The sequence below is a fragment of the Paenarthrobacter aromaticivorans genome (assembly GCF_019038615.1).
GTDB classification, from domain to species: Bacteria; Actinomycetota; Actinomycetes; order Actinomycetales; family Micrococcaceae; genus Arthrobacter; species Arthrobacter aromaticivorans.
This window is the reverse complement of record NZ_JAHOPC010000006.1, coordinates 195,112-218,125: the sequence shown is the minus strand read 5'-3', so window position 1 is coordinate 218,125 and position 23,014 is coordinate 195,112. Positions and strand designations below refer to the sequence as shown.

General features: G+C 61.5%; 16 protein-coding genes. 3 read left to right on the top strand and 13 right to left on the bottom strand.

Features of this window, described 5'->3' with window-relative positions; all coding sequences use genetic code 11:
* Nucleotides 1–85: 85 nt before the first annotated feature.
* On the bottom strand, nucleotides 86–712 hold the full coding sequence (locus KSW38_RS12055) for a GNAT family N-acetyltransferase (protein WP_216925153.1): 627 nt from the start codon (nucleotides 710–712) through the stop codon (nucleotides 86–88).
* 5 nt (nucleotides 713–717) lie between these two features.
* Nucleotides 718–1,623, bottom strand: a complete 906-nt coding sequence (galU, locus tag KSW38_RS12050; protein ID WP_216925152.1) for a UTP--glucose-1-phosphate uridylyltransferase GalU — start codon at nucleotides 1,621–1,623, stop codon at nucleotides 718–720.
* Between the two features lie 139 nt (nucleotides 1,624–1,762).
* Here galU and KSW38_RS12045 point away from each other — a divergent pair, with 139 nt between their 5' ends.
* The 3 genes from KSW38_RS12045 (at nucleotide 1,763) to KSW38_RS12035 (ending at nucleotide 3,666) form a co-directional block, all read left to right on the top strand.
* Nucleotides 1,763–2,377, top strand: coding sequence for a 5-formyltetrahydrofolate cyclo-ligase (locus tag KSW38_RS12045; RefSeq protein WP_216925151.1), 615 nt, complete (start codon nucleotides 1,763–1,765; stop codon nucleotides 2,375–2,377).
* Between the two features lie 156 nt (nucleotides 2,378–2,533).
* Nucleotides 2,534–2,806: an FmdB family zinc ribbon protein gene (locus KSW38_RS12040; protein WP_216925150.1), complete on the top strand. Its 273-nt coding sequence runs from the start codon at nucleotides 2,534–2,536 to the stop codon at nucleotides 2,804–2,806.
* Between the two features lie 209 nt (nucleotides 2,807–3,015).
* Nucleotides 3,016–3,666, top strand: a complete 651-nt coding sequence (locus KSW38_RS12035) for an RcpC/CpaB family pilus assembly protein (RefSeq protein ID WP_308169354.1) — start codon at nucleotides 3,016–3,018, stop codon at nucleotides 3,664–3,666.
* A gap of 60 nt (nucleotides 3,667–3,726) precedes the next feature.
* Here KSW38_RS12035 and KSW38_RS12030 read toward each other — a convergent pair whose 3' ends face one another.
* From KSW38_RS12030 to KSW38_RS11980, 11 genes are all read right to left on the bottom strand, one after another.
* Nucleotides 3,727–8,061, bottom strand: a complete 4,335-nt coding sequence (locus KSW38_RS12030; protein ID WP_216925148.1) for a DUF4011 domain-containing protein — start codon at nucleotides 8,059–8,061, stop codon at nucleotides 3,727–3,729.
* A gap of 128 nt (nucleotides 8,062–8,189) precedes the next feature.
* Nucleotides 8,190–9,779, bottom strand: a complete 1,590-nt coding sequence (guaA, locus tag KSW38_RS12025; RefSeq protein ID WP_216925147.1) for a glutamine-hydrolyzing GMP synthase — start codon at nucleotides 9,777–9,779, stop codon at nucleotides 8,190–8,192.
* A 121-nt stretch (nucleotides 9,780–9,900) separates the two neighbouring features.
* Complete coding sequence (locus KSW38_RS12020) at nucleotides 9,901–10,401, bottom strand: DUF3817 domain-containing protein (protein WP_216925146.1); 501 nt, start codon at nucleotides 10,399–10,401, stop codon at nucleotides 9,901–9,903.
* Nucleotides 10,398–11,294, bottom strand: a complete 897-nt coding sequence (locus KSW38_RS12015; RefSeq protein WP_216925145.1) for an SURF1 family protein — start codon at nucleotides 11,292–11,294, stop codon at nucleotides 10,398–10,400. Before KSW38_RS12015 ends, KSW38_RS12020 begins: the two co-directional genes overlap by 4 nt.
* Before the next feature lie 85 nt (nucleotides 11,295–11,379).
* The gene (locus KSW38_RS12010; protein WP_216925144.1) at nucleotides 11,380–11,868 is read right to left on the bottom strand and encodes a PTS sugar transporter subunit IIA; all 489 of its coding nucleotides are present in this window, start codon (nucleotides 11,866–11,868) and stop codon (nucleotides 11,380–11,382) included.
* 47 nt (nucleotides 11,869–11,915) lie between these two features.
* A complete protein-coding gene (locus KSW38_RS12005) occupies nucleotides 11,916–13,670 on the bottom strand; it encodes a glycerol-3-phosphate dehydrogenase/oxidase (RefSeq protein WP_216925143.1) in 1,755 nt (584 codons plus the stop codon).
* A gap of 72 nt (nucleotides 13,671–13,742) precedes the next feature.
* Nucleotides 13,743–14,879 (bottom strand): GuaB3 family IMP dehydrogenase-related protein, encoded by a 1,137-nt coding sequence (locus KSW38_RS12000; RefSeq protein ID WP_216925142.1) that lies wholly within the window; start codon nucleotides 14,877–14,879, stop codon nucleotides 13,743–13,745.
* A gap of 52 nt (nucleotides 14,880–14,931) precedes the next feature.
* Nucleotides 14,932–16,821, bottom strand: coding sequence for an ABC transporter ATP-binding protein (locus tag KSW38_RS11995; RefSeq protein WP_216925141.1), 1,890 nt, complete (start codon nucleotides 16,819–16,821; stop codon nucleotides 14,932–14,934).
* 89 nt (nucleotides 16,822–16,910) lie between these two features.
* Entirely contained in the window at nucleotides 16,911–18,422 is a 1,512-nt protein-coding gene (gene guaB, locus KSW38_RS11990; RefSeq protein WP_216925140.1) for an IMP dehydrogenase, read from the bottom strand.
* Nucleotides 18,423–18,686: 264 nt separating this feature from the next.
* Nucleotides 18,687–20,774 carry an acyltransferase family protein gene (locus KSW38_RS11985; RefSeq protein ID WP_216925139.1) on the bottom strand — a complete coding sequence of 696 codons (2,088 nt, stop codon included), beginning with the start codon at nucleotides 20,772–20,774 and terminating at the stop codon, nucleotides 18,687–18,689.
* Nucleotides 20,771–22,873, bottom strand: a complete 2,103-nt coding sequence (locus KSW38_RS11980) for an acyltransferase family protein (protein WP_216925207.1) — start codon at nucleotides 22,871–22,873, stop codon at nucleotides 20,771–20,773. Before KSW38_RS11980 ends, KSW38_RS11985 begins: the two co-directional genes overlap by 4 nt.
* Nucleotides 22,874–23,014: the final 141 nt, after the last annotated feature.

Here is a 23,014-nt window from a genome sequence, read left to right as displayed (position 1 = left end):
GAAGCAAATCATCAGGGGCGGCGGCATTGCGGTCGGTGTGTCGTCGGCGAGTCCGCAAATGAATGGAGATACGGCTCAAAAGGGCCTATGACCTGCCTGTTCTTCCTCTGAGCCACTCACCAAGGAGTCCCTGCGGAACTTCCTCCGACGTAAGCGCGAAAGAGCGATGATCCGCCCACTCGCCATTGATGTGCAGGTATCTCTGCCGGTAGCCCTCGTCCCGGAATCCGAGCTTTTCCACCACCCTGAGACTGGGCGCGTTCTCAGGCCGGATATTGATTTCCATCCTGTGCAGGCCAAGGGTCCGGAAGCAGTGGTCCGTAGCCATCGCAACTGCAGTGGGAGCAATACCGTGCCCGGCGCGTTCCTTATCAACCCAGTAGCCGAGGGTGGCCATCATTGCCGAACCCCACACGATGGATGAGACCGTCAACTGCCCCACAATTTGAGGATCACGGAAACCCTCGGTCCGCTCCGTGATGAGGAAGGGCAAAGCCGTGGACTGCCGGGCTTGAGCATTCAGGGATGCCACCATTTGGCGGTAACTGGGCAGGCGCCCACCCGGCGCAGGATTGGACGCCTCCCAAGGCGCAAGCCATTCACTGTTCCGCGAACGGACTTCAGACCACTCCCGCTTGTCGCGGTAACGGATTGGCCGGAGCACCAAGGCTCCGCTTTCCAGCGTTACCGGCCAGATCGCAGAGCCGTACACCGGTGTTATTTGGGAAGACCGGCGGTGAAGCTGGGCAGCCACTCGCGGAGCTCGGGCCCCAGGTCATCGCGTTCGCATGCCAACTCGATGCAGGCCTTCAAATAGCTCAGCTTGTCACCGGTGTCATAGCGGCGTCCACGGAAGACAACGCCATAAACGCCGTAGCCTTCACCTTCCCCGGCAGCCAGAACCTCAAGGGCATCCGTCAGCTGGATCTCTCCGCCGCGTCCGGGAGCAGTGTTCTCCAGAACGTCAAACACTGCCGGGTGGAGAACGTAACGGCCGATCACCGCGAGGTTTGATGGAGCTTCTTCGGGGGACGGCTTTTCCACCAGCTGCTTGATGCGGACGTAGCCGTCCTCATCGTTTTCCTCGACGTCGGCGCAACCGTAGGCGCTGATCTTGGACGGCTCAACTTCAATGAGGGCAACAACGGAACCGCCCGTCTTCTGCTGGACAGCGATCATTTCGCTGAGCAGGTCCTCGCGGGGATCAATCAGGTCATCGCCCAGCAAGACGGCGAAGGGCTCGTGCCCGACGTGCTGCTTTGCACGAAGGACCGCGTGGCCGAGGCCGTTGGGGTCGCCCTGGCGGACGTAGTGGATGTCGCCCAGGTTGGTGGCGGACTGGATGGCTTCAAGCTTGGCCGTATCGCCCTTCTCTGCCAGCGTTGCTTCCAACGCCGGCACACGGTCAAAGTGATCTTCCAGGGCGCGCTTGCTGCGCCCGGTGATCATCAGGACGTCGTGCAGGCCAACCTTCACCGCTTCTTCGACGACGTACTGGATGGCTGGCTTGTCAACCACGGGCAGCATTTCCTTCGGCATCGCCTTTGTGGCGGGGAGGAACCTGGTACCAAGACCCGCTGCGGGGATGACGGCCTTACGGACAGCATTGTTATCGAGAGTCACCGGACTAATCTAACGGAAGGAATACATCAACGGGTAAACCCTCGCCGTGGCAAGACGCAGAAAGAACCCTTGAAATTGAGCGGATTTGCTGCTTTACGTAGACCACGGCAGCCCTCGGGAATCTCATGATCGGACAAAAATGGCATCGAAGGAAGACATCCGCAGCAGCCGACGCCTATACAGGCGCAGCCTCTCCAAGGAGCAACTAGCCCAAGCCGGCGAATCGATTGCGCGGCACGGCTTGGCATGGGCCCGGAAAATTTCGGCCGGATCGCCCAGGACCTTCGCCGTCTACGTGGGTGTCTCCCACGAACCCCCAACCATGCCCCTGATAGCAGGGCTCCACGACGCCGGCCACCAGGTCCTGCTTCCGGTTTGCGAGGCCGGCCGCCAGTTGAGCTGGGTGTACTGGACGCCGGAGACAGCATTCGTCCGGTCCGACTACGCACCCATCGACGAACCCGAAGGTGAGCGTTTGGACAGTGCTGTGGTGAGCGCTGTTGCGGGCATCTTCATGCCGGCCACCGCCGTGGACCGGGATGGCAACCGCATCGGACAAGGCGGCGGCTACTACGACCGTCTCCTCCAACACCTGGACAATTCCGGTGGGCGGCCGCCCACCATTGCGGTGGTGTACGACGACGATGTGTTGCCTTCCGGAGCTATTCCCGCCGAGCCCTTTGACCGCCCGGTGCCGGACGCGTTGACGCCCTCGGGAATCATCACGCTTGGCGGTGGGAGTGACCTGGATTGACGCATACGTGAGGTCCCGCATTTATATCGACTTGGCAGATAGCGAATGAGCCGGATGGGGATGATAGAATTGGCACTCAGGCCCTGCGACTGCTAATGCGGAGATTCTCCGCCACGGCTCCACAGGACCTGAACTTTGTCCTGAAGGAGGAACTCAGTGCCCACATATGCATACGCCTGCAAAGACTGTGACCATGCCTTTGACATCGTCCAGTCCTTCTCTGACAGCTCCCTGACGGAGTGCCCTGAATGCAAGGGCGCGCTTCGCAAGAAGTTCAACAGCGTCGGCGTTGTCTTTAAGGGCTCGGGCTTCTACCGCACGGATTCGCGCGATGCCAAGGGCAGCACCGTCTCCGCTGCGCCCTCCTCCCCGGCCACTCCGGCCCCAGCGGCCACGCCTGCACCCGCAGCCGCTGCTGCAGCCAGCTAGCCAGCACTTTTCCACATAGGGCACCCGGCCGCTGTTGGGCGGCCGAGCCCGGTGGCTAACGTGGCGTCATGCCACTAAAGTCAACCACTTCGCTACTCCCCCGCCGCGAACATGCCAGTCCGCCCGTCAGGGGCCTTGGTCGCTCCCGGAACAAGCCATCAAACAGGGCTGGCCAATTCCTCCCCCGGAACCAGGGGCCACATCGCCAAGTGAGGCTGGGCTCCAGGCAGAGCCTCAAATTCTGGGCCGCCCGGAATCGTCGGCTGACAGTTGCACTGCTGCTCTGCCTGGCCACGGGCATTACTGTCCAACAGTTGACCCCTGTCTCTGAGCAGCGCGTCAGCATTCTCGTGGCTGCCCACGACCTCGCAGCAGGCACAAGCCTCACCAAGACAGACTTCACCAATGTTGGCGTGCCGCCCGACCTCGCGATTTCCGGAGCCCTGGAGGATCACGTTTCACTGGTGGGCCGCCAGCTTGCCTCGCCCTTGACCAAAGGGCAGATCCCCACTGAATCCAACCTTCTAGGGCCGGGACTTCTCACCGGTGCACCTGTCGGCTCAGCTGCGGTCCCCCTTCGCATGGCCGACCCTTCATCCATCCAGCTTCTGTCCCCGGGACAGCTGGTGAATATAGTACTTACCGCCGCCGGTTCATACGACGAATCCCGGCAAACCGAAGTCCTGGCCGCGTCCGTCCCTGTTCTATGGACATCTGCCCAAGGAGGTAAACCCGGCCAATGGCTCGGAACCAGCGACACCGACGGCTTGATGGTGGTAGCTGCAGATCGCCCACAAGCAGAAAAGCTTGCCGGCGCATCAACGCAAGGCAAGCTTTTCTTTGTTTTGGTCAATCCCTAGGTTTTGTTCAATCCCAGGGTTTGGTCAATCCATGGTGCAGGTTTGAATTCCATGACGCAATCAGCCCCAATGCGGGGGCTTTTGCTCCTTCAACCACTGCTCATGGTCATAGTTGTCTTCGTCGCCCCAACGCCGGGGATCGTCTTCAGCTGCCTTGGTAGGCAAGATTCCACCCGAGGCTTGCTTCGCCGCTGGCGTCTTTGTCTCTGCCTGCTCTTGTGCGTTTTCGGCGCCCACAGCTGTGGCCTGTTCGTCAGAGCCGCTGTCGTTGCCGGTTCCCTGTTCATTCACTGGTGCTTCAGTCCCATCCTCTGGATCACTGCGGGTTGGATTGCCGGCTTCAGCGTCGCTTGGTTCGCTATCCGATCCCCCGCGCCTGTCCACATCCGTTTGCCCGGGCTGCTGTGGTTCCAGCGATGCCTGGGCACCTCCCGGGCCTTGCCGATGCGAAGCCCGGGTTGCGGAGGAACTGCTGTACGAGGACCTGCTTTGCGAGGAACTGCCGTACGAGGACCCGGTGTACGAGGAACTCCCATAGGAGGAGCTGGCATACGAGGAACCTGCATTGTCCAGATTCAATTGTTCAACATCCATGTCCAGGAAGCCATGCTCGGCTGGCGTCACGGCCTGGGGAACATGGTTCTCAAGTCCCAAATAGGAGCCGATCCTATCCGCGCAGGACGAGGGATCCGTGAACACTTCAATGGTCCAGAGGGACATGTACCGCCAGCCCATGCGTTCCAGAAGCTGGGGCCGCAGACGACTACGTTCGCGGACACTCATGCGCCGGTAACGTTCCGTGCCATCGGACTCGATTGCAACGGGCGTGGGAATCTCGGCGCCTTCCCGTCCAATCGTGTGGACGGGATCGGCAGCGGCGGCAATGTCCAGGACACCGTCATATAGGTGCCACACGCGCGCACCCCTGGCCCGCAACCTCTCGCCGAGATCGGCAACCAGAGGGTCCTCGCCCAATGCCTGTTCGCTGGCAACGGCGCGCGAGGCAGGAGTTCCAAGGTTGCTGTTCCCGGACAGCTCCCGGTCCAGCAGTTCGTAAAAGTCCACAGCCCCGTGCGCCAGGCGATCCAGGTCCAGATCTTCCGGGCGGAAGCAGCTTAGGACGTGCATGGAACGGCGGGCGCGGGTCATTGCCAAGGCAAAGCGGTTGCGTCCGCCCTCGGTGGACAGGGGTCCGAACGAGTGCAAGGCGCGGCCATGTGGTGTCCGGCCGTAGCCCAGGGAGAAAATGACATGGTCACGCACCAGGCCTTGGGCACGCTCGAGATCCACCACGCGGAAGGACTCGGGGCCAGCTCCGAAGAAGGCGGACAACAATTGGTGGTTGGGCAATTGAAGCCTGATAGCCTCGCCAATCCGCGCAGCATGGCGCAGGCTGGCCGTGACCACAGCCAAGGAAGTCCGGGGCCGAAGCCTGGCATGCTCGAAGACAAGATCTACCACTCGATTGACCTCCGCCGTAACGGATTCAACGCCCTCATGGTCGGCGCCTGGGAGCCCGGTTCCATCGGGGATGTACTCCACCAGGATCGAACGATCCAGGCCCGTCACCGAACTGCCATCGGGCAAACGCCGGAGGCCGCCGTCGTAGTAGTTCTTGCTCAACTGCAGGATCAGGTCCTCATCGACGGCCCGGTAGACCCAGTTCAGCTGCCAGGTGGGCAGGACGCGTGCCAGGGCCTTGAACGCACTGTCCACGGTCTCATGGCTTGCCACTCCCGCCACCGGAGGTTCCACGGCCACGCTGAAGGTGCGGGCATTGGCGATCTTCGCGTCACCGAAGGCTATGACCTGCCGGGCTCGCGCAATCGCCGGAAGGACCGCCTGAAGCGACGTCGATTCAGCATCGATGATGATCACGGCGTCAAACTTCTGCTCCGCGGGAAGAACTCCCGTCAACAGGTAGGGGCTCACGGACCACACCGGGACAAGCATGGGTACGAGGTCAGGAGCCTGGGCACTCAGAGCCGGGAGCGTAACCCGGCCATCCTTGAGCAGGGCTCGAAGCAACTCGGCCTGCCGGGGGTGTTCCACTATCCCCTCGCCCCACTTCCGGGCCAACTGCCACCGCAAACGTGCAGCACCACTGGCAATGTGCGCTTGGTCCGCAAGGCGGTACTCAGCTTCAAGGCGGCGGAGGGAGTCGCCGTCGGACATGGCGAGGTAGTCGTCACCACTGATCATTGCCTCCAAAGCAGACTGCCACCAGGCGAGGTCCAGCTCGGCTGCCACGGAAGCGGCCGGCACTTCACGGGCAGCAAGGTCAGCGAGCAGCTCGCCAAGTCCGTGCTCGCGCATCTCCTCAATCAGGAGCGTGCGCTCGGGGAGCGTTTCAAGCGTGGCTGTGTCCGCTACGAGCCGTTCGAGCCGCTCCATCAGTTCCAGGTATGGCGTCTGGTGCAGCGAACCACCGGCAGAGGTGTGCTTGAGTGCCTCACCCAGTCGGCGAAGCTCGCCATCGAGTTCGCGGTACAAGGACCCGAGGTCAGCGAGCCCGGACGGCACGGCCGGGTGGCGTTGCGTGGTGGCATAGCCTGCCCACAGTGCACGCTGCTCCTGGACGAGGTCCAGGGAGCTGTGCAGGTCCGCAATGTGAACACCAGGACGCACATACTCTTTTGCCACCCGCCGCAGCCTCGAACGCTGCATGGAGGGCATCTCCAGGTTGCGCTCCCGCCGCCACGCAGAGCTTGCAGTTGCAGAGATGAGGTCATGCACCGGGCGATCGAAAATATCCGGAGTGAACTTGTCCAGGCTCTCGCGCACGGCAATCAACAATTCAAGCTGCGCGCCCCACTCGGTGAAAGTGTCCGCCAAACGGATCTCGGCATGATCCGAAACCTGCTTCATACGATCACGCAGGACGGGAAGTTTCTCCTCGGCGATGCGGGCAAGCTGTTGGGCCTCTTCTGTCTCCTTGCGGGTTACGAGGCGGGCACCGTACCAGGGGCTGGACGTGGAAGAGCGGCTAAAGCTACCCAGCTCGGCAGCGCGACGCAAGCGGCCAGCGAGTTCTTCACGGTCCTTGATGTTGTCCAGCACACTGCGCTTGAGGCGCACTGTGGTGGACGGCGCAGGGTGGATGGACGTCAATTCGGCCAATGATTGCATCGCCTGGTACGGCGAGCAGCCCCAACGTTCGCGGACGTTGTGGAGCGAGGCGACATGGTCCATCAGGGCATGCCGGTGTCCGATCAGCGTCTGATGGAGGTTCCCAAGCTGCGGTTCCAGTGCCTTTTCGTTGCGCATGATGGCACGGACCAACTGGCCCTTTAGCTGCTGGGGTGTGGTGCCGTTGCCCGGACGGAACAACATCGAATCGAGGCCCAGCGACTCCAGGTGCGCAGATAGTCCTGCAAGGCTGGACTGCCGGTCCCCCACTACGAGGACGGATTTGCCTTCGCTGACCAAGGCGCCAATCGCATTGATTGCCGTCTGGGTCTGGCCGCTGCCTGGTGGGGTGCTGACAACAAGCGAATCTCCTGCGCGAACGGCGTCCACAACATACTGCTGGTCCGTGTCGGCATCTAGCAAAAGCAGTTCGTCTGCCGGGTCGCGTTCATCGAGGCTGGCGAACCGCCCCGCTTTGATGGGTTCAGGCTCGATGTCGCCACCATTGGCAACAGCTGCCAAGGCTGCCACGGTGGGGTTGTTCATGTTGATCCACGGATCGTCCAGGTTTCCTGAAAGATCAGCCAAAGTGGTCACGAGCAAGTTGAATTCAACCTCGGCCCCGTGAATGGGCTGAACCAGGGTAGCCAGGCGATCCAGGACCGGCTGGGGGTCCAGCCTGGCGGTGTTGTAGGCCATGCGGGCTACTGCATTGACGTCGAAGACGATTCCGTGGACTGTCTTCAGGTGACGCACCAAAGCCGGGTTCATGCGTGCTTGCTCGGTGAGCTGCAACTCGAAATCGTCCTCGCCCGGGCGAACGGTCAGGACAATGGAGGTCAGCATGACAGGAGCCGAAACCCGCTGGGGTTTCCCACCTACGGCTGAAGTCCACACCACCGTGCCCGCGGAGAGGTATCCGGCCTCGATACCGCGATCATTGCTGAGCTCAAAAATTTTGGACCGGATGTTGCGCGCGGCCCGTGCCGCCACCAGATATTGCTGCCGGTCGCGGATCAGCGTGGACAACCGCGTTCTACGCCCCGCCAGCAGCTGCGCGAGACCCGAGGGATGTGCGTTGCTGAGATCGATGGCGCCTTCGGGCGTCTTCACGAAACGCAGCATCGTGTCCGCCCCTGTAACGGGCTTAAGTCCGGACAGCCATTTCCGGAGCTCTTCGGAGCCCTCTTCCTGGCCTTGACCTAATGACACAACTGCTGCCTTCTTTTCTGTACTAGCTTTAGACGCCTTGGACCATACCGGCATACTTTCGAGGGTAGCGGGAATACTCCTTCAGCCCGCTCCGCAACACTGTGGCAATACGAAATTCGCCGTCATTTCACAGCTGAAAGAACAGTGGCCGGCCTCCCAAGGGAGGCCGGCCACTCAGAATGCTATTCCCACTCGATGGTTCCCGGCGGCTTGCTGGTGACGTCCAGCACCACGCGGTTGACTCCATCCACTTCGTTGGTAATGCGGTTGGAGATGCGGGCCAGGAGGTCGTACGGCAAACGCGACCAGTCGGCCGTCATTGCGTCCTCGGACGATACCGGACGGAGAACGATCGGGTGGCCGTAGGTGCGGCCATCGCCCTGGACGCCGACGCTGCGGACATCAGCCAACAGAACCACCGGCATCTGCCATACGTCGTTGTCCAAGCCGGCAGCAGTCAACTCGGCACGGGCAATGGCGTCAGCCTTGCGAAGCAGGTCAAGGCGTTCCTTGGTGACTTCACCGACGATGCGGATACCGAGGCCAGGGCCGGGGAAGGGCTGGCGGCCAACGATTTCCTGGGGCAAGCCAAGCTGGGCACCGACCGCGCGGACTTCGTCCTTGAACAGGGCGCGCAGCGGCTCGACGAGTTCGAACTGCAGATCTTCGGGAAGCCCACCCACGTTGTGGTGGCTCTTGATGTTCGCAGCGCCCTCGCCGCCGCCGGACTCGACGACGTCGGGGTACAGCGTGCCCTGGACGAGGAACTTGATCTTCTCACCCTCGGCAGCTGCCTGGGCGATGATGGCCCGCTCCGCTTCCTCGAAGGCACGGATGAATTCCCGGCCAATGATCTTGCGCTTGGTCTCGGGATCGCTGACTCCGGCCAACGCAGACTGGAAGCGCTCTTGCTCGTTGGCAACGTACAGATTGACGCCAGTAGCAGCGACGAAGTCGCGTTCAACCTGTTCCGCTTCACCTTCGCGAAGGAGGCCGTGATCCACGAAGACACATGTCAGCTGGTCGCCAACGGCTCGCTGGACCAGGGCTGCGGCAACCGCCGAATCCACACCGCCGGAAAGACCGCAGATGACCTTGGAATCGCCGATTTGCTGGCGGATACGTTCCACTTGCTCTTCGAGGATGTTGCCCGTGGTCCAGTTGGGCTTGAGGCCTGCGCCCTTGAACAGGAAGTTCTCCAGGACGTGCTGGCCGTGCACGGAGTGCTTGACCTCGGGGTGCCACTGCACACCGTAGAGGCGCTTTTCCTCGTTGGCGAAGGCGGCTACCGGCGCGCCTTCCGTGGTGGCCAGGACTTCAAATCCTTCAGGAGCTTCATGAACGGAGTCACCATGGCTCATCCAGGTGTTCTGCGAGGAGGGCACACCATCAAGAATCGAGCGGGCATCGCCAACCACCGTTGCTTCGGTGGCGCCGTACTCCCGGAGGCCCGTCTGGGCCACCTTGCCGCCCAGGGCGTTGGCCATGGCCTGGAAGCCGTAGCAGATACCAAAAACGGGCACCCCGGCTTCAAAAAGGTCCGCTCCAACGCGCGGAGCACCTTCTGCGTAGACGCTGGAAGGTCCGCCGGAAAGGATGATGGCTGCCGGGTTCTTGGCCAGAAGCTGCTCGGTGGTGAAGGTATGCGGAACGATTTCCGAATACACATTCGCTTCACGGACGCGGCGGGCAATCAGCTGCGCGTACTGGGCACCGTAGTCAACAACCAGCACCGGCTTCTGGGAAGTCTGGGGCGCGGTGGGAGTAGTCACCAACCAAGACTACTTTGCCGGGCCGCCCCGGTGCACCTTGGCGGGGGCCCGAACAGGTCAATTACGGGCCAGTCGTTAGGCATCTCACATCCCGATGCCTAACAGACGGCTTTCGCCGCTGCTAGTAGCGCTTTGAGGCCTGCGGGTTGGCTGCCAGTTCCGCTTCAACCTGGGCGTGGAACTTCTTCTCCACGATGAAGGACATCAACGGAACCACACCACCCAATGCCAGTAAGACCAGCTTGGAGAAAGGCCAGCGCAGGAGGGACCACAGCCGGAAGTTGGACACCAGATACACCACATACATCCAGCCGTGGACGATCAAAACAGTGGTGGAGATATTGAAGCCGCCGATCACGCCCTTGGGCTCAGACTCGGCGAATCCGAAGCCGAAGGGCTTACCCGTAACAGCGTCCGTGCCGCCAGCGAAGAGCGAAACGCCGAAACCGTAGCGCGCAATCAGCTCGGCGCAGAGCAATAGGAGCATGGCACCGGTCAGGTAGGCCATGACCTTGTAGAACTTCAGCGCCGAACGGATTTGGGCTTCCGTTCCGCCAAACCTGCGCTTCTTCGGCTTGGGTCCGGACTGCTCGGGCTGGATGGCCGGCTTGGGCTCAATCATTGCTGCACCTTTTGTTCTGGCCCAGGTTGCTGGGGTTCAGGGCTGGTCGGTTCGTTCGGGTGGTCTCTGTCATCGTCAAATGGCTCGTCGAATCCGTCGTCAAATCCGTCGTCAGGTGAGTCGAACTCGTCGTCTTCGAGGTCGCGACGGTAGTCGTCTGCCACCATCCGCCACCAGATGTACAGTGCGAATCCTGCGAAGACCACCCACTCAACGGAATAGAAGAGGTTCAGCCAGTTGATTTGTTGTTCCGGCGGCTGCGCTGGAATATTGAGGGGCTTTGCCGCGTCATTGGCGGTTACGGGAACACCACCAGCCAATTCGGATGTTGCGGCAATGAAGCCCTGGTAGCTGGAGACGTCCCAGATGTTGATAAGTTCGGCAACGGCCACTGCGGACGCCCGGCCTGGACCGGCGTCGACGTTTGGCACCGGCGCTTCAGAGGGTAGCAGGCGGCCGGTCAGCGTGATGGTGCCCGACGGCGGCGGACCGGCTTGGGCGGCATCGGCCACCCAGGCCCGGGCTACTGGAATCCAGGTGTTGGGCGAGGCTGCGACGCCGCTCAGTTTGGGAGCATTGTCCACCGCGAAGGCCGAGACAATCCAGAATCCCTTCTGGCCGTTGTACAGGCGGCCCTCAACCAGGACCTGCTTGGCAGGATCGTAGGACCCGGTGGCGGTAACCATCTGGTCCGAAACAGAACCAGGAAAAAACTGCCCCGGCTGCAGGACGTCCACCAGCGGCTTGACCTCTTCAATGCTGGACGAAACGGGAGCTTCGTGCTGGGTGGACCGGCTGAGCTGCCACTGGCTGAGCAGCACAAACACCGCGGACAAGAGAAGCGCAAAGACGAGTCCTGCGATCCAGCGGGGTTTCAGCGCGGTTTTCAACACCCCTTAACCGTACTTCGTCCGGCTGTAGAACAACGAAACGAACAGTAGGAACCTTAGCCCAGGAACTGGTCCTTGAGCGCCAATCTCAGTGGTCGAAGAACACCAGGCTGGAGTTGATGAGCTCGGAAATGACCTCGGTATCGTGCGCCCGGCGCAGGGACTCCCGGAATGACTCTTTGGAGAGCGAACGCGCCAAAGTGGCCAGGACTTCCAAATGGTCCGAGAAGGAACTGGCCGGCGTGGCAATGAGCAGGATCAGCGTGGCTGGGCCATCGGTGGCACCAAAATCCAGGGCGTGGCCGAACTTGGTGACGCCCACGGCGATGGAAATCCGGTCCACGAACTCACTCCGCGCATGCGGCAGTCCTATGCCGCCGGGAAGCCCCGTAGCCAGCTGGTGTTCCCTGGAATGAACTTGCTCCAGGAAGCCCTGGAGGTTGGAGATCCGGCCAGCCGCATGAAGCCGCTCGGCAAGTTGTGCCGCAGCGTCGATTTTGTCCTCGGCAACGAGTTCCAAGATGACGGTGTCCGGCGTAGTCAATTCCGCGTCATACCGGTCAAGTGGTTCAGCCAAGTCGTGTTCCCTCCAGTGTGGCCTCCCGGCCGCAGGTCCTGTGTTGCTCAGCGAAGGGGAACGATGTCATCGACTCCCATGCGCGCGGCGTCAGCTGATTCGTCATCGGGTTGTTGCTGGCTCAACCGCTCAGCTTCCACCCGTGCCAGATAGTGCTTGATTTCGCTTTCCCGCTGCGTTTCGCTCCAGCCAAGGATTTCTCCCATCAGCTTAGCCACTACGGGCACTGCTGACACACCCCGGTCCCACGCTTCGATCGAGATCCGGGTGCGGCGCGTCAAAACGTCGTGAACATGACGGGCGCCCTCATGGGTGGTGGCGTAGACCACCTCCGCGGCAAGATAATCGTCAGCCCCGGGAAGCGGCTCCCCGAGCCCGGGCTGCGCAGCGATGAGATCAAGCACTTCCGAGGCCATGGACCCGTAGCGGTTGAGCAGGTGTTCCACGCGCGCAACGTGGACGCCGGCTTCTTGCGCGGAGCGGGCGCGGCGGTTCCAGGCGGCTTTGAACCCCTCGGCACCGAGCAATGGGATCGTTTCGGTGCAGCTGGAGGGAACGCGTTCATCCATCGCCCGGGTGGCCTCATCAACGGCATCCTTGGCCATGACGCGGTAGGTGGTGAACTTACCGCCGGCCACCACAACCAGGCCGGGCACCGGATGAGCCACCACATGTTCACGGGAGAGTTTGGCGGTGGAGTCGTTTTCGCCTGCCAGAAGCGGGCGGAGTCCTGCGTAAACGCCTTCTACGTCCTCACGGGTCAGGGGCCGCTTCAGGACCTTGTTGACGTGCTCCAGGACGTAGTCAATATCCTTGCTGGACGCGGCGGGGTGGGCCTTGTCCAGTTTCCAGTCCGTGTCCGTAGTCCCGATGATCCAGTGGCGGCCCCAGGGGATCACGAAGAGCACCGACTTCTCCGTGCGCAGGATCAGCCCAACGGTGGATTGGAACCTGTCCCGCGGTACCACGAGGTGGATGCCCTTGGATGCCCTGACTTTGAGCTGTCCCCGGTCCGTAACCATGGCTTGGGTTTCGTCCGTCCAGACTCCCGTGGCATTGACTACCTGCTTGGCACGCACTTCAAAAACGCTGCCGTCTTCCTGGTTTTCCAGCTTGGCGCCCACCACGCGTTCGCCTTCCCGGAGGAAGTCCACCACACGCACCCTGTTCACAGCATGGGCACCATAATGGGCTGCGGTCCGCACAACGTTGACCACCAAACGGGCGTCGTCCACTTGGGCATCGTAGTAGCGGATGGAACCAACGAAGGCATCGTCTTTCAGGCTGGGAGCGGCCCTGAGGGTGCCACGCCGGAAGAGGTGCTTGTGCATGGGAACGCCGCGGCTATGCCCGGAAGTGAGGCCCAGGGTGTCGTAAAGCATGATGCCCGCGCCCACATACGGGCGCTCCCAGAACCTACGGGTCAGCGGGTAGAGGAAAGGGACAGGGCGGACCAGATGGGGTGCGATCTGCTGGATCAGCAACCCGCGTTCCTGCAGGGCCTCCTGAACCAGTCCGAAATCAAGCATTTCAAGGTACCGGAGGCCACCATGGATGAGCTTGGACGAGCGCGACGATGTACCCGAGGCCCAGTCCCGCGCCTCGACGATGCCAACTGTAAGGCCGCGGGTCACCGCATCCAGGGCTGCTCCAGCCCCCACCACGCCTCCGCCGACAATCAGGATGTCCAGCTGTTTGCCGGCTTCGGCTGTGGCTTTCAGGACTTCAATGGATGCGGCACGGGATTCCGGGCTTAATGCTCCCGGAGAATTCACCTGCGGACCGCCTGCGACATTGCTCATCGGACCCCTCCTCAAACGCAACAGCTGGTAGTCCCCTACCCTACTTGTTGCCAGGTCCGATTGGCAGAAATCCTAGTTGCCCGAGTATGGGGATACTACGACGTCCACGCGCTGGAACTCCTTGAGGTCGGAGTACCCTGTGGTCGCCATGGACCGGCGCAGTGCGCCAATGAGGTTGGAGGTGCCGTCAGTGTGGTGCCCGGGTCCGAAGAGGACTTCCTCCAGGGGACCAACTGTGCCGACGTTGACGCGGTCGCCACGGGGTGATTCGAGGTGGTGTGCTTCCGGACCCCAGTGCCAGCCGCGGCCCGGAGCTTCTTCGGCGCGTGCCAGGGCGCTCCCCAGCATAACTGCGTCCGCGCCCATCGCAATGGCCTTGACGATGTCTCCCGAGCTGCCCATTCCTCCGTCCGCAATGACATGGACATAACGCCCACCGGACTCATCCATGTAGTCCCGGCGGGCTGCAGTGACGTCTGAGATGGCCGATGCCATGGGTGAATGAATGCCCAGCGCACGGCGCGTGGTGGTGGTAGCACCTCCGCCGAAACCAACCAGGACGCCCGCGGCACCCGTGCGCATGAGGTGCAGGGCCGGTGTGTAACCAGCCGCTCCACCAACGATCACAGGGACATCGAGTTCGTAGATGAACTGCTTAAGGTTCAGTGGCTCGTGATTCCTGGACACGTGCTCCGCGGAGACTGTGGTTCCACGAATGACGAAGATATCGACGCCGGCGGCCACCACGGTCTTGTAGTGTTCCTGGGTGCGCTGCGGGGTCAAGGAACCGGCCACGGTGACACCTGCGGCGCGGATCTCGGCCAGGCGGGAGCTGATGAGCTCTGGCTGGATGGGCGCCTGGTACAGATCCTGCATCCGGCGCGTGACGGCCGGGCTGCTGGTTTCGTTGGCCAGTCCGGCGATTTCGTCCAGCACCTTCTGTGGGTTTTCGTACCGGGTCCAGAGGCCTTCAAGGTCCAGGACGCCAAGACCACCCAAACGGCCCAAGGCAATGGCCGTGTCCGGCGACATCACAGAGTCCATGGGGGCAGCAATCACCGGCATATCGAACTTATAGGCGTCGATCTGCCAGGAGACAGAGACGTCCTTCGGGTCACGCGTCCGACGATTCGGAACGATCGCGATGTCATCCAGGGAGTAGGCACGACGCCCACGCTTGCCACGGCCAATCTCAATCTCATAAGTCACTGCTCGAGTTTATCCCACCAAAACCAAGCCACCGTTTTGTTCCAACCTACTCTTACGGGGTGTTCTGGCTGGTCTCCTCCACGGTGAGCTGGGATTCGAACATCCGGAAGTAGCGGCCCCTCAAGGCCACAAGCTCCTTGTGGGTCCCCTGTTCGGCAATACGCCCATCCTCGAGCATGTACACAACATCTGCCTTTTCGATGGTGGCAAGCCGGTGGCTGATGGCAATGATGGTGCTGTTCCGGTCCGCGAAAAGCCGGGTGAAGATCCGATGCTCAGCCAAAGCATCAATGGCCGACGTCGGTTCGTCCATGACCATGAAGGAGGCATCCCGGTAGAAGTTCCGGGCCATGGCGAGTCGCTGCCATTGCCCGCCGGAGAGGCCACTCCCCTTGCGCCCGCGGGGATCCTCCATCCAATTGCTCACATGGTTTTCCAGGCCATTGGGCAGCTTGTTGATGAACTCCATGGCCTCGGCGTCTGATGCTGACCTTCGGATGCGTTGCTCGTCCCGGGGTTGATCGACATCTCCCAGGTAGATGTTCTCCGCCGCAGTGGCGAATTCATACTTCAGGAACTCCTGGCTCAGGACCGCGAGGTGCCGGTGCCAGCTGGTGACGTCGATACCGGTGAGATCGACGCCGTCGAGCAGTACTTGGCCTGAATCCGGCCGGTACAGACCGGCCAGGATCCGGATCAGCGTGGATTTTCCTGCGCCGTTCTCGCCAACTATGGCAATGTGCTGGCCTGCCCTGATGGTCAGCGATATGCCCTTGATAACCTCAATGTCACTCCCCGTATAGCTGAACCGGATGTCCCGCATTTCCACTACGGAAGGCGACTTTGCCAACGGAGGCTCGTGGCCGCTGGGCACGGGAAGCGCCATGAACAGCTCGTAGTCTTTGAGGTTGGCCAGGTCTTCGTCGATGGAACTCAGTGACGAGACCAGGTTGTTGGCGGTGGACATAGCCCGGCTGACGATCTGTTGGATGTAAAGGAACTGCCCTACCGGCTGCGCCCTGGCGATGATTTGTCCCACCACCCAAATCAAGGACACAACTTCGGCCCCATATTGCAGGGCGTCCGCCGCGAGTTGCTTGGGGATGTAACGTTTCTGGAAGTCCAGCCGCCTGCGCTCGTCAGCGTCCCGAAGCCGCGACCGCAGGTCCATCAAATAGCCCACGATTCCGTATAGCCGCATCTCGGCAATGTGCTGGGGCCGCAGGAGGTTCGTCTCAATCATTCGCCGTTGCCGCCGGGAATCCACTTGGGTATTCCAATGGGCTATTTGCTCTCTTGAGAGTTTGAACTGCAAGTAGACGCTCGGGACGATTGCAATGAGGACAATGACGGCGATCCACCAACTGACCAACAACAGCGCACCGACTGCCAGGATGACTGAAACCAACTGCGTAAAGATGGCCGCGATCCTGTCCAGGACCCGAGCATAGGAATCGGAGAACCGCTTGGCGCGATCGTAGAGGTCCACCGTTTCTTTGTCGTCATAACGCCAGAACTCCAAGGCAAGGAAGCGCTCATACATCATGTCGCCGACGATCGCGCCCACTTTGAAGCTCATCAGCTGCTGGATGTACCGGTCCACGCTGCTGAAGGCGCCCCAGAACAGTCCCAGCGCCGCAGTAATAATGACGTACAGAATTGCCCGTGGACCGGCGTCGGGATCTCCCGCGTAACCGGCGGCCAGCGCCGTGGTGGTCAACGCGGCAAAGTAGGTGGTTACCAGCGGCAGCGTGGCCGAAATCAGGGAGCCAGCCACTTTCATGATGACTGCAACCGGTGAAGCCTTGAAACTCACCTTCAGGACCTGCCCGACGGCGCGTGCGTACGGCCGGAGGGCCAGCTTGCGGGGCGCTTTGCCGGGTTGGACTGGGTTCAGCCGGACTGACTCCGGGTGCCGCGGTTGTGCGGGCTTTTCGGACATGTCCCCAGCCTATTCCTACCCACAGACATTTCCGGTGCGGCCCTTAAACAGCTGTTCCCCGCGGACAAGTCCACGGGGAACGGTAGTGGTCAGCGGGAACCGTAGTTGGGTGCCTCCACCGTCATCTGGATATCGTGCGGGTGCGATTCCTTCAGGCCGGCAGGCGTGATCCGGACGAACTTGCCGCGTGCCTTGAGCTCGGGAATCGTGGGAGCGCCGGTGTAGAACATGGTCTGGCGGAGGCCGCCCACCAACTGGTACGCCACGGATGCCAGCGGACCACGGAACGCGACGCGGCCTTCGATGCCTTCCGGGATGAGCTTGTCATCACCGGAGACGTCGGCCTGGAAATAGCGGTCCTTGGAGTAGGACGTGTTCTTGCCACGCGACTGCATGGCGCCAAGGGAGCCCATGCCGCGGTAGCTCTTGAACTGCTTGCCGTTGACGAAGATGAGCTCGCCGGGCGACTCTTCACAACCAGCCAGCAATGAGCCGAGCATGACGGTGTCGGCGCCGGCCACGAGTGCCTTACCGATGTCACCGGAGTACTGGAGGCCGCCGTCGGCAATCAGCGGCACGCCCGCCGGGATGGCAGCCTTCGCGGATTCGTAGATGGCCGTGATCTGGGGAACGCCGACACCGGCTACAACACGTGTGGTGCAGATGGAGCCTGGGCCCACACCGACCTTGATGCCATCGGCACCGGCGTCAATCAGGGCCTGGGCACCTTCACGCGTGGCAGCCTGGCCACCAATGATGTCCACGTGGGCAGCAATCGGGTCCGACTTCAGGCGGCGGATCATGTCCAGCACACCTTGGGAGTGGCCGTTGGCAGTGTCCACGAAGAGTGCGTCCACGCCGGCGTCGATGAGCTTCATGGCGCGCTCCCAACCGTCGCCGAAGAAGCCGATGGCAGCACCTACACGCAGTCGGCCCTCATCGTCCTTGGTGGCCAGCGGGTACTGCTCTGCCTTGGTGAAGTCCTTGGTGGTGATGAGGCCCTTGAGGCGGCCCTGCTCGTCAACGAGGGGGAGCTTCTCGATCTTGTTGGTGGCCAGCTTGTGCGAGGCTTCCTCGCGGCTGATGCCCACATGGCCGGTGATGAGCGGCATCTTGGTCATGGCATCGCTGACGCTTCGCAGCGGGAATTCAGATTCCGGAATGAACCGGGTGTCGCGGTTGGTGACGATGCCCAGAAGCCGCCCGTCAGTGTCCACAACGGGAAGGCCGGAAACGCGGTAACGGGAGCAGAGCTCGTCCAGTTCCTGCAGCGTGGCCTGCGGGCCAATGGTCAGCGGGTTGGTGATCATGCCGGATTCGCTGCGCTTGACGCGGTCCACATGCTCAGCCTGGTCATCGATGGACAGGTTGCGGTGCACTACGCCCAGGCCACCCTGGCGGGCCATGGCGATTGCCATGCGGGACTCCGTGACGGTGTCCATGGCAGCGGACAGCAACGGCGTCTGCACCGTGATTCGCTTGGAAATGCGTGAGGACGTGTCTGCATCAGAGGGGATCACATCGGTGTGTCCGGGGAGGAGCAGGACGTCGTCGTACGTCAGGCCTACAAAGCCAAAGGGATCGTGTTCGGGCTGGGTCATGAGTGCGGCCTCTTACCTGGGTTCTGGGGGCTATAACTGGTAGGGGTTGCAACTGATGACCAGCCCGTCATTACGGGACTGGCCTGTGCATAAAATACGGGCCTGTGCATGAGGTACTGCAAGGCGAAGGTGCTTCGGGTATTGAATAAATAGTAGAACCTTCGCGGCGATCGCCATATTCCGCGACGCCTGAGTGTGAGCAATAGCACTGGCGGCAGGCCGACGTCGTGCGTTCCATGCTCCTGAGGGTGGCGAGGCTAGCGCTCAGGACCACCCCGTCGCGGCGAGGAGCCGCTCCTCGAACATCGGGATCATGCTCTGTACATAGGTCTTGGTGAGGTGGTTGTCGTCCTTGTAGACATACACATTGCCCACCACGGCCGGACACGTTCCCCGCTCGCAGATGAAGTCGCTCATGTCCATCAAGTACAACCGATCCACCTTGCCCGCGTAATCGTCCAAGGGCGAGGATGCAGCCAGGGAATCTTCCAAAGGAGGGTTACAGTCGGGCGAATCGGGCCCCTTCTTTTGCACGCACTCGGGCATATTGATGCTGAACCGCGGGTTGTCACGGACACCCACGACGTCGATTCCTGCATCCGTGAAGGGCTTGATCCCTTCCAAATAGCCGGGCACTTCGGTCTCGAAAGGGGCCGTGACATGAGTCAGTGACGCCACAGTGAACACTGCATCGGGTTTGTGCTCCATGACGTAAGCGGCACTTGCCTTGTTGAAGTCGTTGCAGTCGCTGGTGCGTTCAGGAGAGTCGGCACCGAACCGGCAGTTCCCCTTCAACAGGGTCACCACTTCCCAACCATGCTCCTTGGCTATGGGGCCCAGGGCGGCCATGTACTGCTGGGCATGGGAATCGCCCAGGACCACGATCCTCTTGGTCACTACTTCCGGTTCAGCATTCTGGAGGCAACCCGCCAGCAAAGGATCTGACGGGACGTTCGCGCCAGTACACAGGCCATCGATGTCCGCCCACTCATCCTTCATGGCGGAAGGTGCGGGAATGATCATTGCCTTAGGAGTCGCTTGGCCCGCGAACTCAGGCGACAGCGCTGCAGCACCCGGCGTCAGTTCCTTTGGCTGATCCGCAATCGCGACGCTTTCGGCGGCGATGGCACCCTGCCAGGCGGTCATCGGCAGCGCCAGCAGCGCACCGCAGGAACCAACGACCACGGCGGCCCGCCAGGACCGTGCGTCCGGCCACTGCCAGCGGCGCATCGGCACCTCGACATACCGTGTGGTGGCCACGGCCAACACCATGGATACCGCCATGATGCCCAGGCCCTCCAGGAGGTTGGGGCTTGTGGACTCCGTGACGAGCAGGAAGAACACCAGCACAGGCCAGTGCCACAAGTACAAGGCATAGGAATTGTTGCCCACCAGGACCAGGGGCTTTGAGCTGAGCACGCGGTCCGCACCAAACCGGCTGATGCTCTGGCCGGCGACAATAACGGCTGATGCCGCGAGCGTGGGCCAGAGGGCCACGAATCCCGGGAAGGAACGGTCCACCGTCAGGATCAAGCCACACGAGAGCATGGCGGCCAGCCCTGCCCAACCCAGGAAGACCCGAAGCCGCCGTCCCGGTTTGAGGTACGGGAGAGCCAGCGCCAGCAGGGAACCCAGCGCAAATTCCCACAGCCTTGTCCGGGTATCGAAATAGGCATAGGCCTGGTTGTTGGCCGTCTGGTCGATGGAATAGATCAGCGAGGCCACAAAGACCAGGCCGAACGCCATGAACAGCAGCTGCCGGTGTTCCATGACCTTACGGCCCGGGAACAGCTTTGCCAGTTGCGGCTGCAGCAGGGCCACCGCCGCGAAAATCAGCGGCCACAGGATAAAGACCTGGCCCTGGACGGACAGGGACCAAAAGTGTTGAAGGGGACTCGCTCCGGAGTGGTCCTGGGCATAGTAATCAACGGCAGAGTCCGCAAGCTGCCAGTTCTGCCGGTACAGCAGGGAGGCCCAGGCCTCGGCGAGCACATCCGGCCACCGGCTCTGCGGGACAAAAGCCCACGTTGCGGTCAGAACCGCCAACAAGACAACGACGACGGCGGGCAGCAGCCGCTTGAACACGTGGAGCCAGTGTTGCACGAGCCTCAGGGGCTTATGGTTTTCGAGCTTCCGCGTAAAGGACAGGGTCATCAGGAAAGCCGAGATGAGCAAAAAGACGTCGACACCACCGGACACCCGGCCCAGCCAAATGTGGTAAGCCGCTACCATCAACACCGCCAGGGCCCGCAGGCCCTGGACCTCGGGGCGGAAGGTGCGTTCCGCCGTCGTGGGCTTCGCTGTGGTGGAATTGCCACCCAAAGGTGCAGCTGCTTTCACGTTCTCGCTCATCGCTCCCACCCCGTCGCGGCAAACCACCTTTCATCGAACATCTCACCCATGCTGGTGACGTAGGTCTTGGACAAGTGGTTGTCGTCCAGGTAGACGAACACATTTCCTATGACGCTGGGGCATTGGACACCATTGCAGAGGAGATCTGTCATATCCAGGAATGCTGCATTTCCAAACTTTCCCTGCACAGAGGCGAAGGGGCTCTCTGCGGCCAGGACGTCATGCAGGTCAGACTTGCAGTCAGGGCTGTCCACGCCCTTGGACAGTGCACATTCGGTGACGTTGTGGTCGTAGCGTGGGTTGTCCCGGATGGCCACCACTTGGATGCCGAGGTCGTTGAAGTTGGTGACCGACTGTTCAAAGCCGTATACCAACTCCTCATCCGGTGACGACGGAGCCGCCTTGGTGCCCACCATGAACACGGAATCCGGGGTGTGGGCTGCCACGTACTTGAAAGCCGCCGAGTTGAAATCATTGCAGTGCTTGTCAGCGTCCGGGTTCTCCGGCATGAAGGGGCATCCGCCCAAAAGGAGGGCCGTAACCTTCCAGTGCTGAGCCTCAGCGAGGGGACCGAGCGCCGCAAGCCATTGCTGGGCATGCGAATCACCCAGGACCACAATGCTCTTGGTGGCGTCGTCGCCCACGTCGTTCTGCTGGCAGTTCTCCTGCAGCGTCTTGTCTTCGGGCTGGGACGCTCCCTCGCACGTCCCACCAAGGTGGGCCCAGTCCTCAGGTAGTTGCTCTGCGGTAGGGAGCGTCTTCGCATCCTCGCTGACTTGGTCCACGTACCCGGGCAGGAGGGCATGCGCTCCCGGGTTGTCGTTGAATGCCTGCGTTTCAGCGGCCTTCTGGTCCAGATACTGCTTGTACTGGAAGCCGAGCAACGGGGTGCATGCCACGGCCAGGCACACTGCGATCGAGATGGCTGCGCGGCGACGCTTTACCTCGGGCCACTTCCACTCGCGGAATGGCTTCTCCACATACTTCGTGGTCAGGAACGCCAGGATCAGTGCCAACGCCACAATCGCTGTGCCGGAAAGCCAACCCGCATGATCCTTACCGCTCCAAGCCAAGGCGATCACCAGGATGGGCCAGTGCCAGAGATAGAGGGCATAGGAATTATCGCCAAGCCGAACCAGGAATTTGGAGCTCAGGATCCGATCCACGCCGAAGCGGCTACCAGTCTGTCCCGCTGCGATCACTGCAACGGCAGCCAGGGTTGGCCAAAGCGCAACAAAGCCGGGGAACGCGGTCTGGACCTGCAGCAGGATGCCGCAGCTGAGCATGGCGGCAACGCCGATCCATCCCATTGCCACGCGGACAGGTTTGGAAAAGTCCAAGGCAGGCAAGATCAAGGCAACGAGTGTTCCGAGGGCGAATTCCCATAGCCGGGCGAAGGTGTCGAAGTAAGCCACCGCCTGGTTGTTCGCCGTAAAGATGATGGAGTACGTCAGGGAAACGACGAAGATGAGCGCAAAAACGTACGCGAGCGAAGCCCGGTACCGGAGATCGAATTTGCGGCAGATGACCGCCATCACGGCGAAGATCACAGGCCAGAGAATGAATACCTGGGCTTGGATGGAAAGCGACCAGAAGTGCTGTACAGGACTGGCCAGGCTGTGATCTGTTGCGTAGTAGTTGACCGCAAGAGTCTGCAGGAGCCAATTCTCGTAATAGAAAAGTGAGGCCCAAGCCTGATTGACCACTTCCACCCAGCGGGTGGGAGGCAGGAAAGCAAAAGTAGCGGCCAGTGTTCCGAAGAGTACAACCACCACTGCCGGGAGCAGGCGCCTGAACAAGTGCAGCCAGTGCCGCAGCAAGTCCATCGGGCGCCGCTGTTTGAAGCGGCTGGTGAACTGGAGAGTCATGAGGAATGCCGAGATCAGCAGGAAGACATCTACCCCACCTGACACCCGCCCAATCCAGATGTGGTAGCTCACCACCATGAGGACAGCGAGGGAACGGAGGCCCTGGATTTCGGGTCGGAAGGTGGACTTTACAACGGGACCGGTAGCCCGCCTGTTGGGACGGGCGGGCGGTCGGATCGTTGATGTAGTCACGTTAGGCAGTTCCTCAAGGCTATTGCACAAAGCATCCATCATACGCTGTTCCGGGCGCCGGCCCCAGTCGGGCCGGCCTGCGGAACCGCCTTACGAGTGTCTATTAGCTCAGGTTGGACTATGCATTTGCAAAGATGAAACTGTGCGTTGCCTGTGCCAAGGCACGTGTGTTTGGACGCC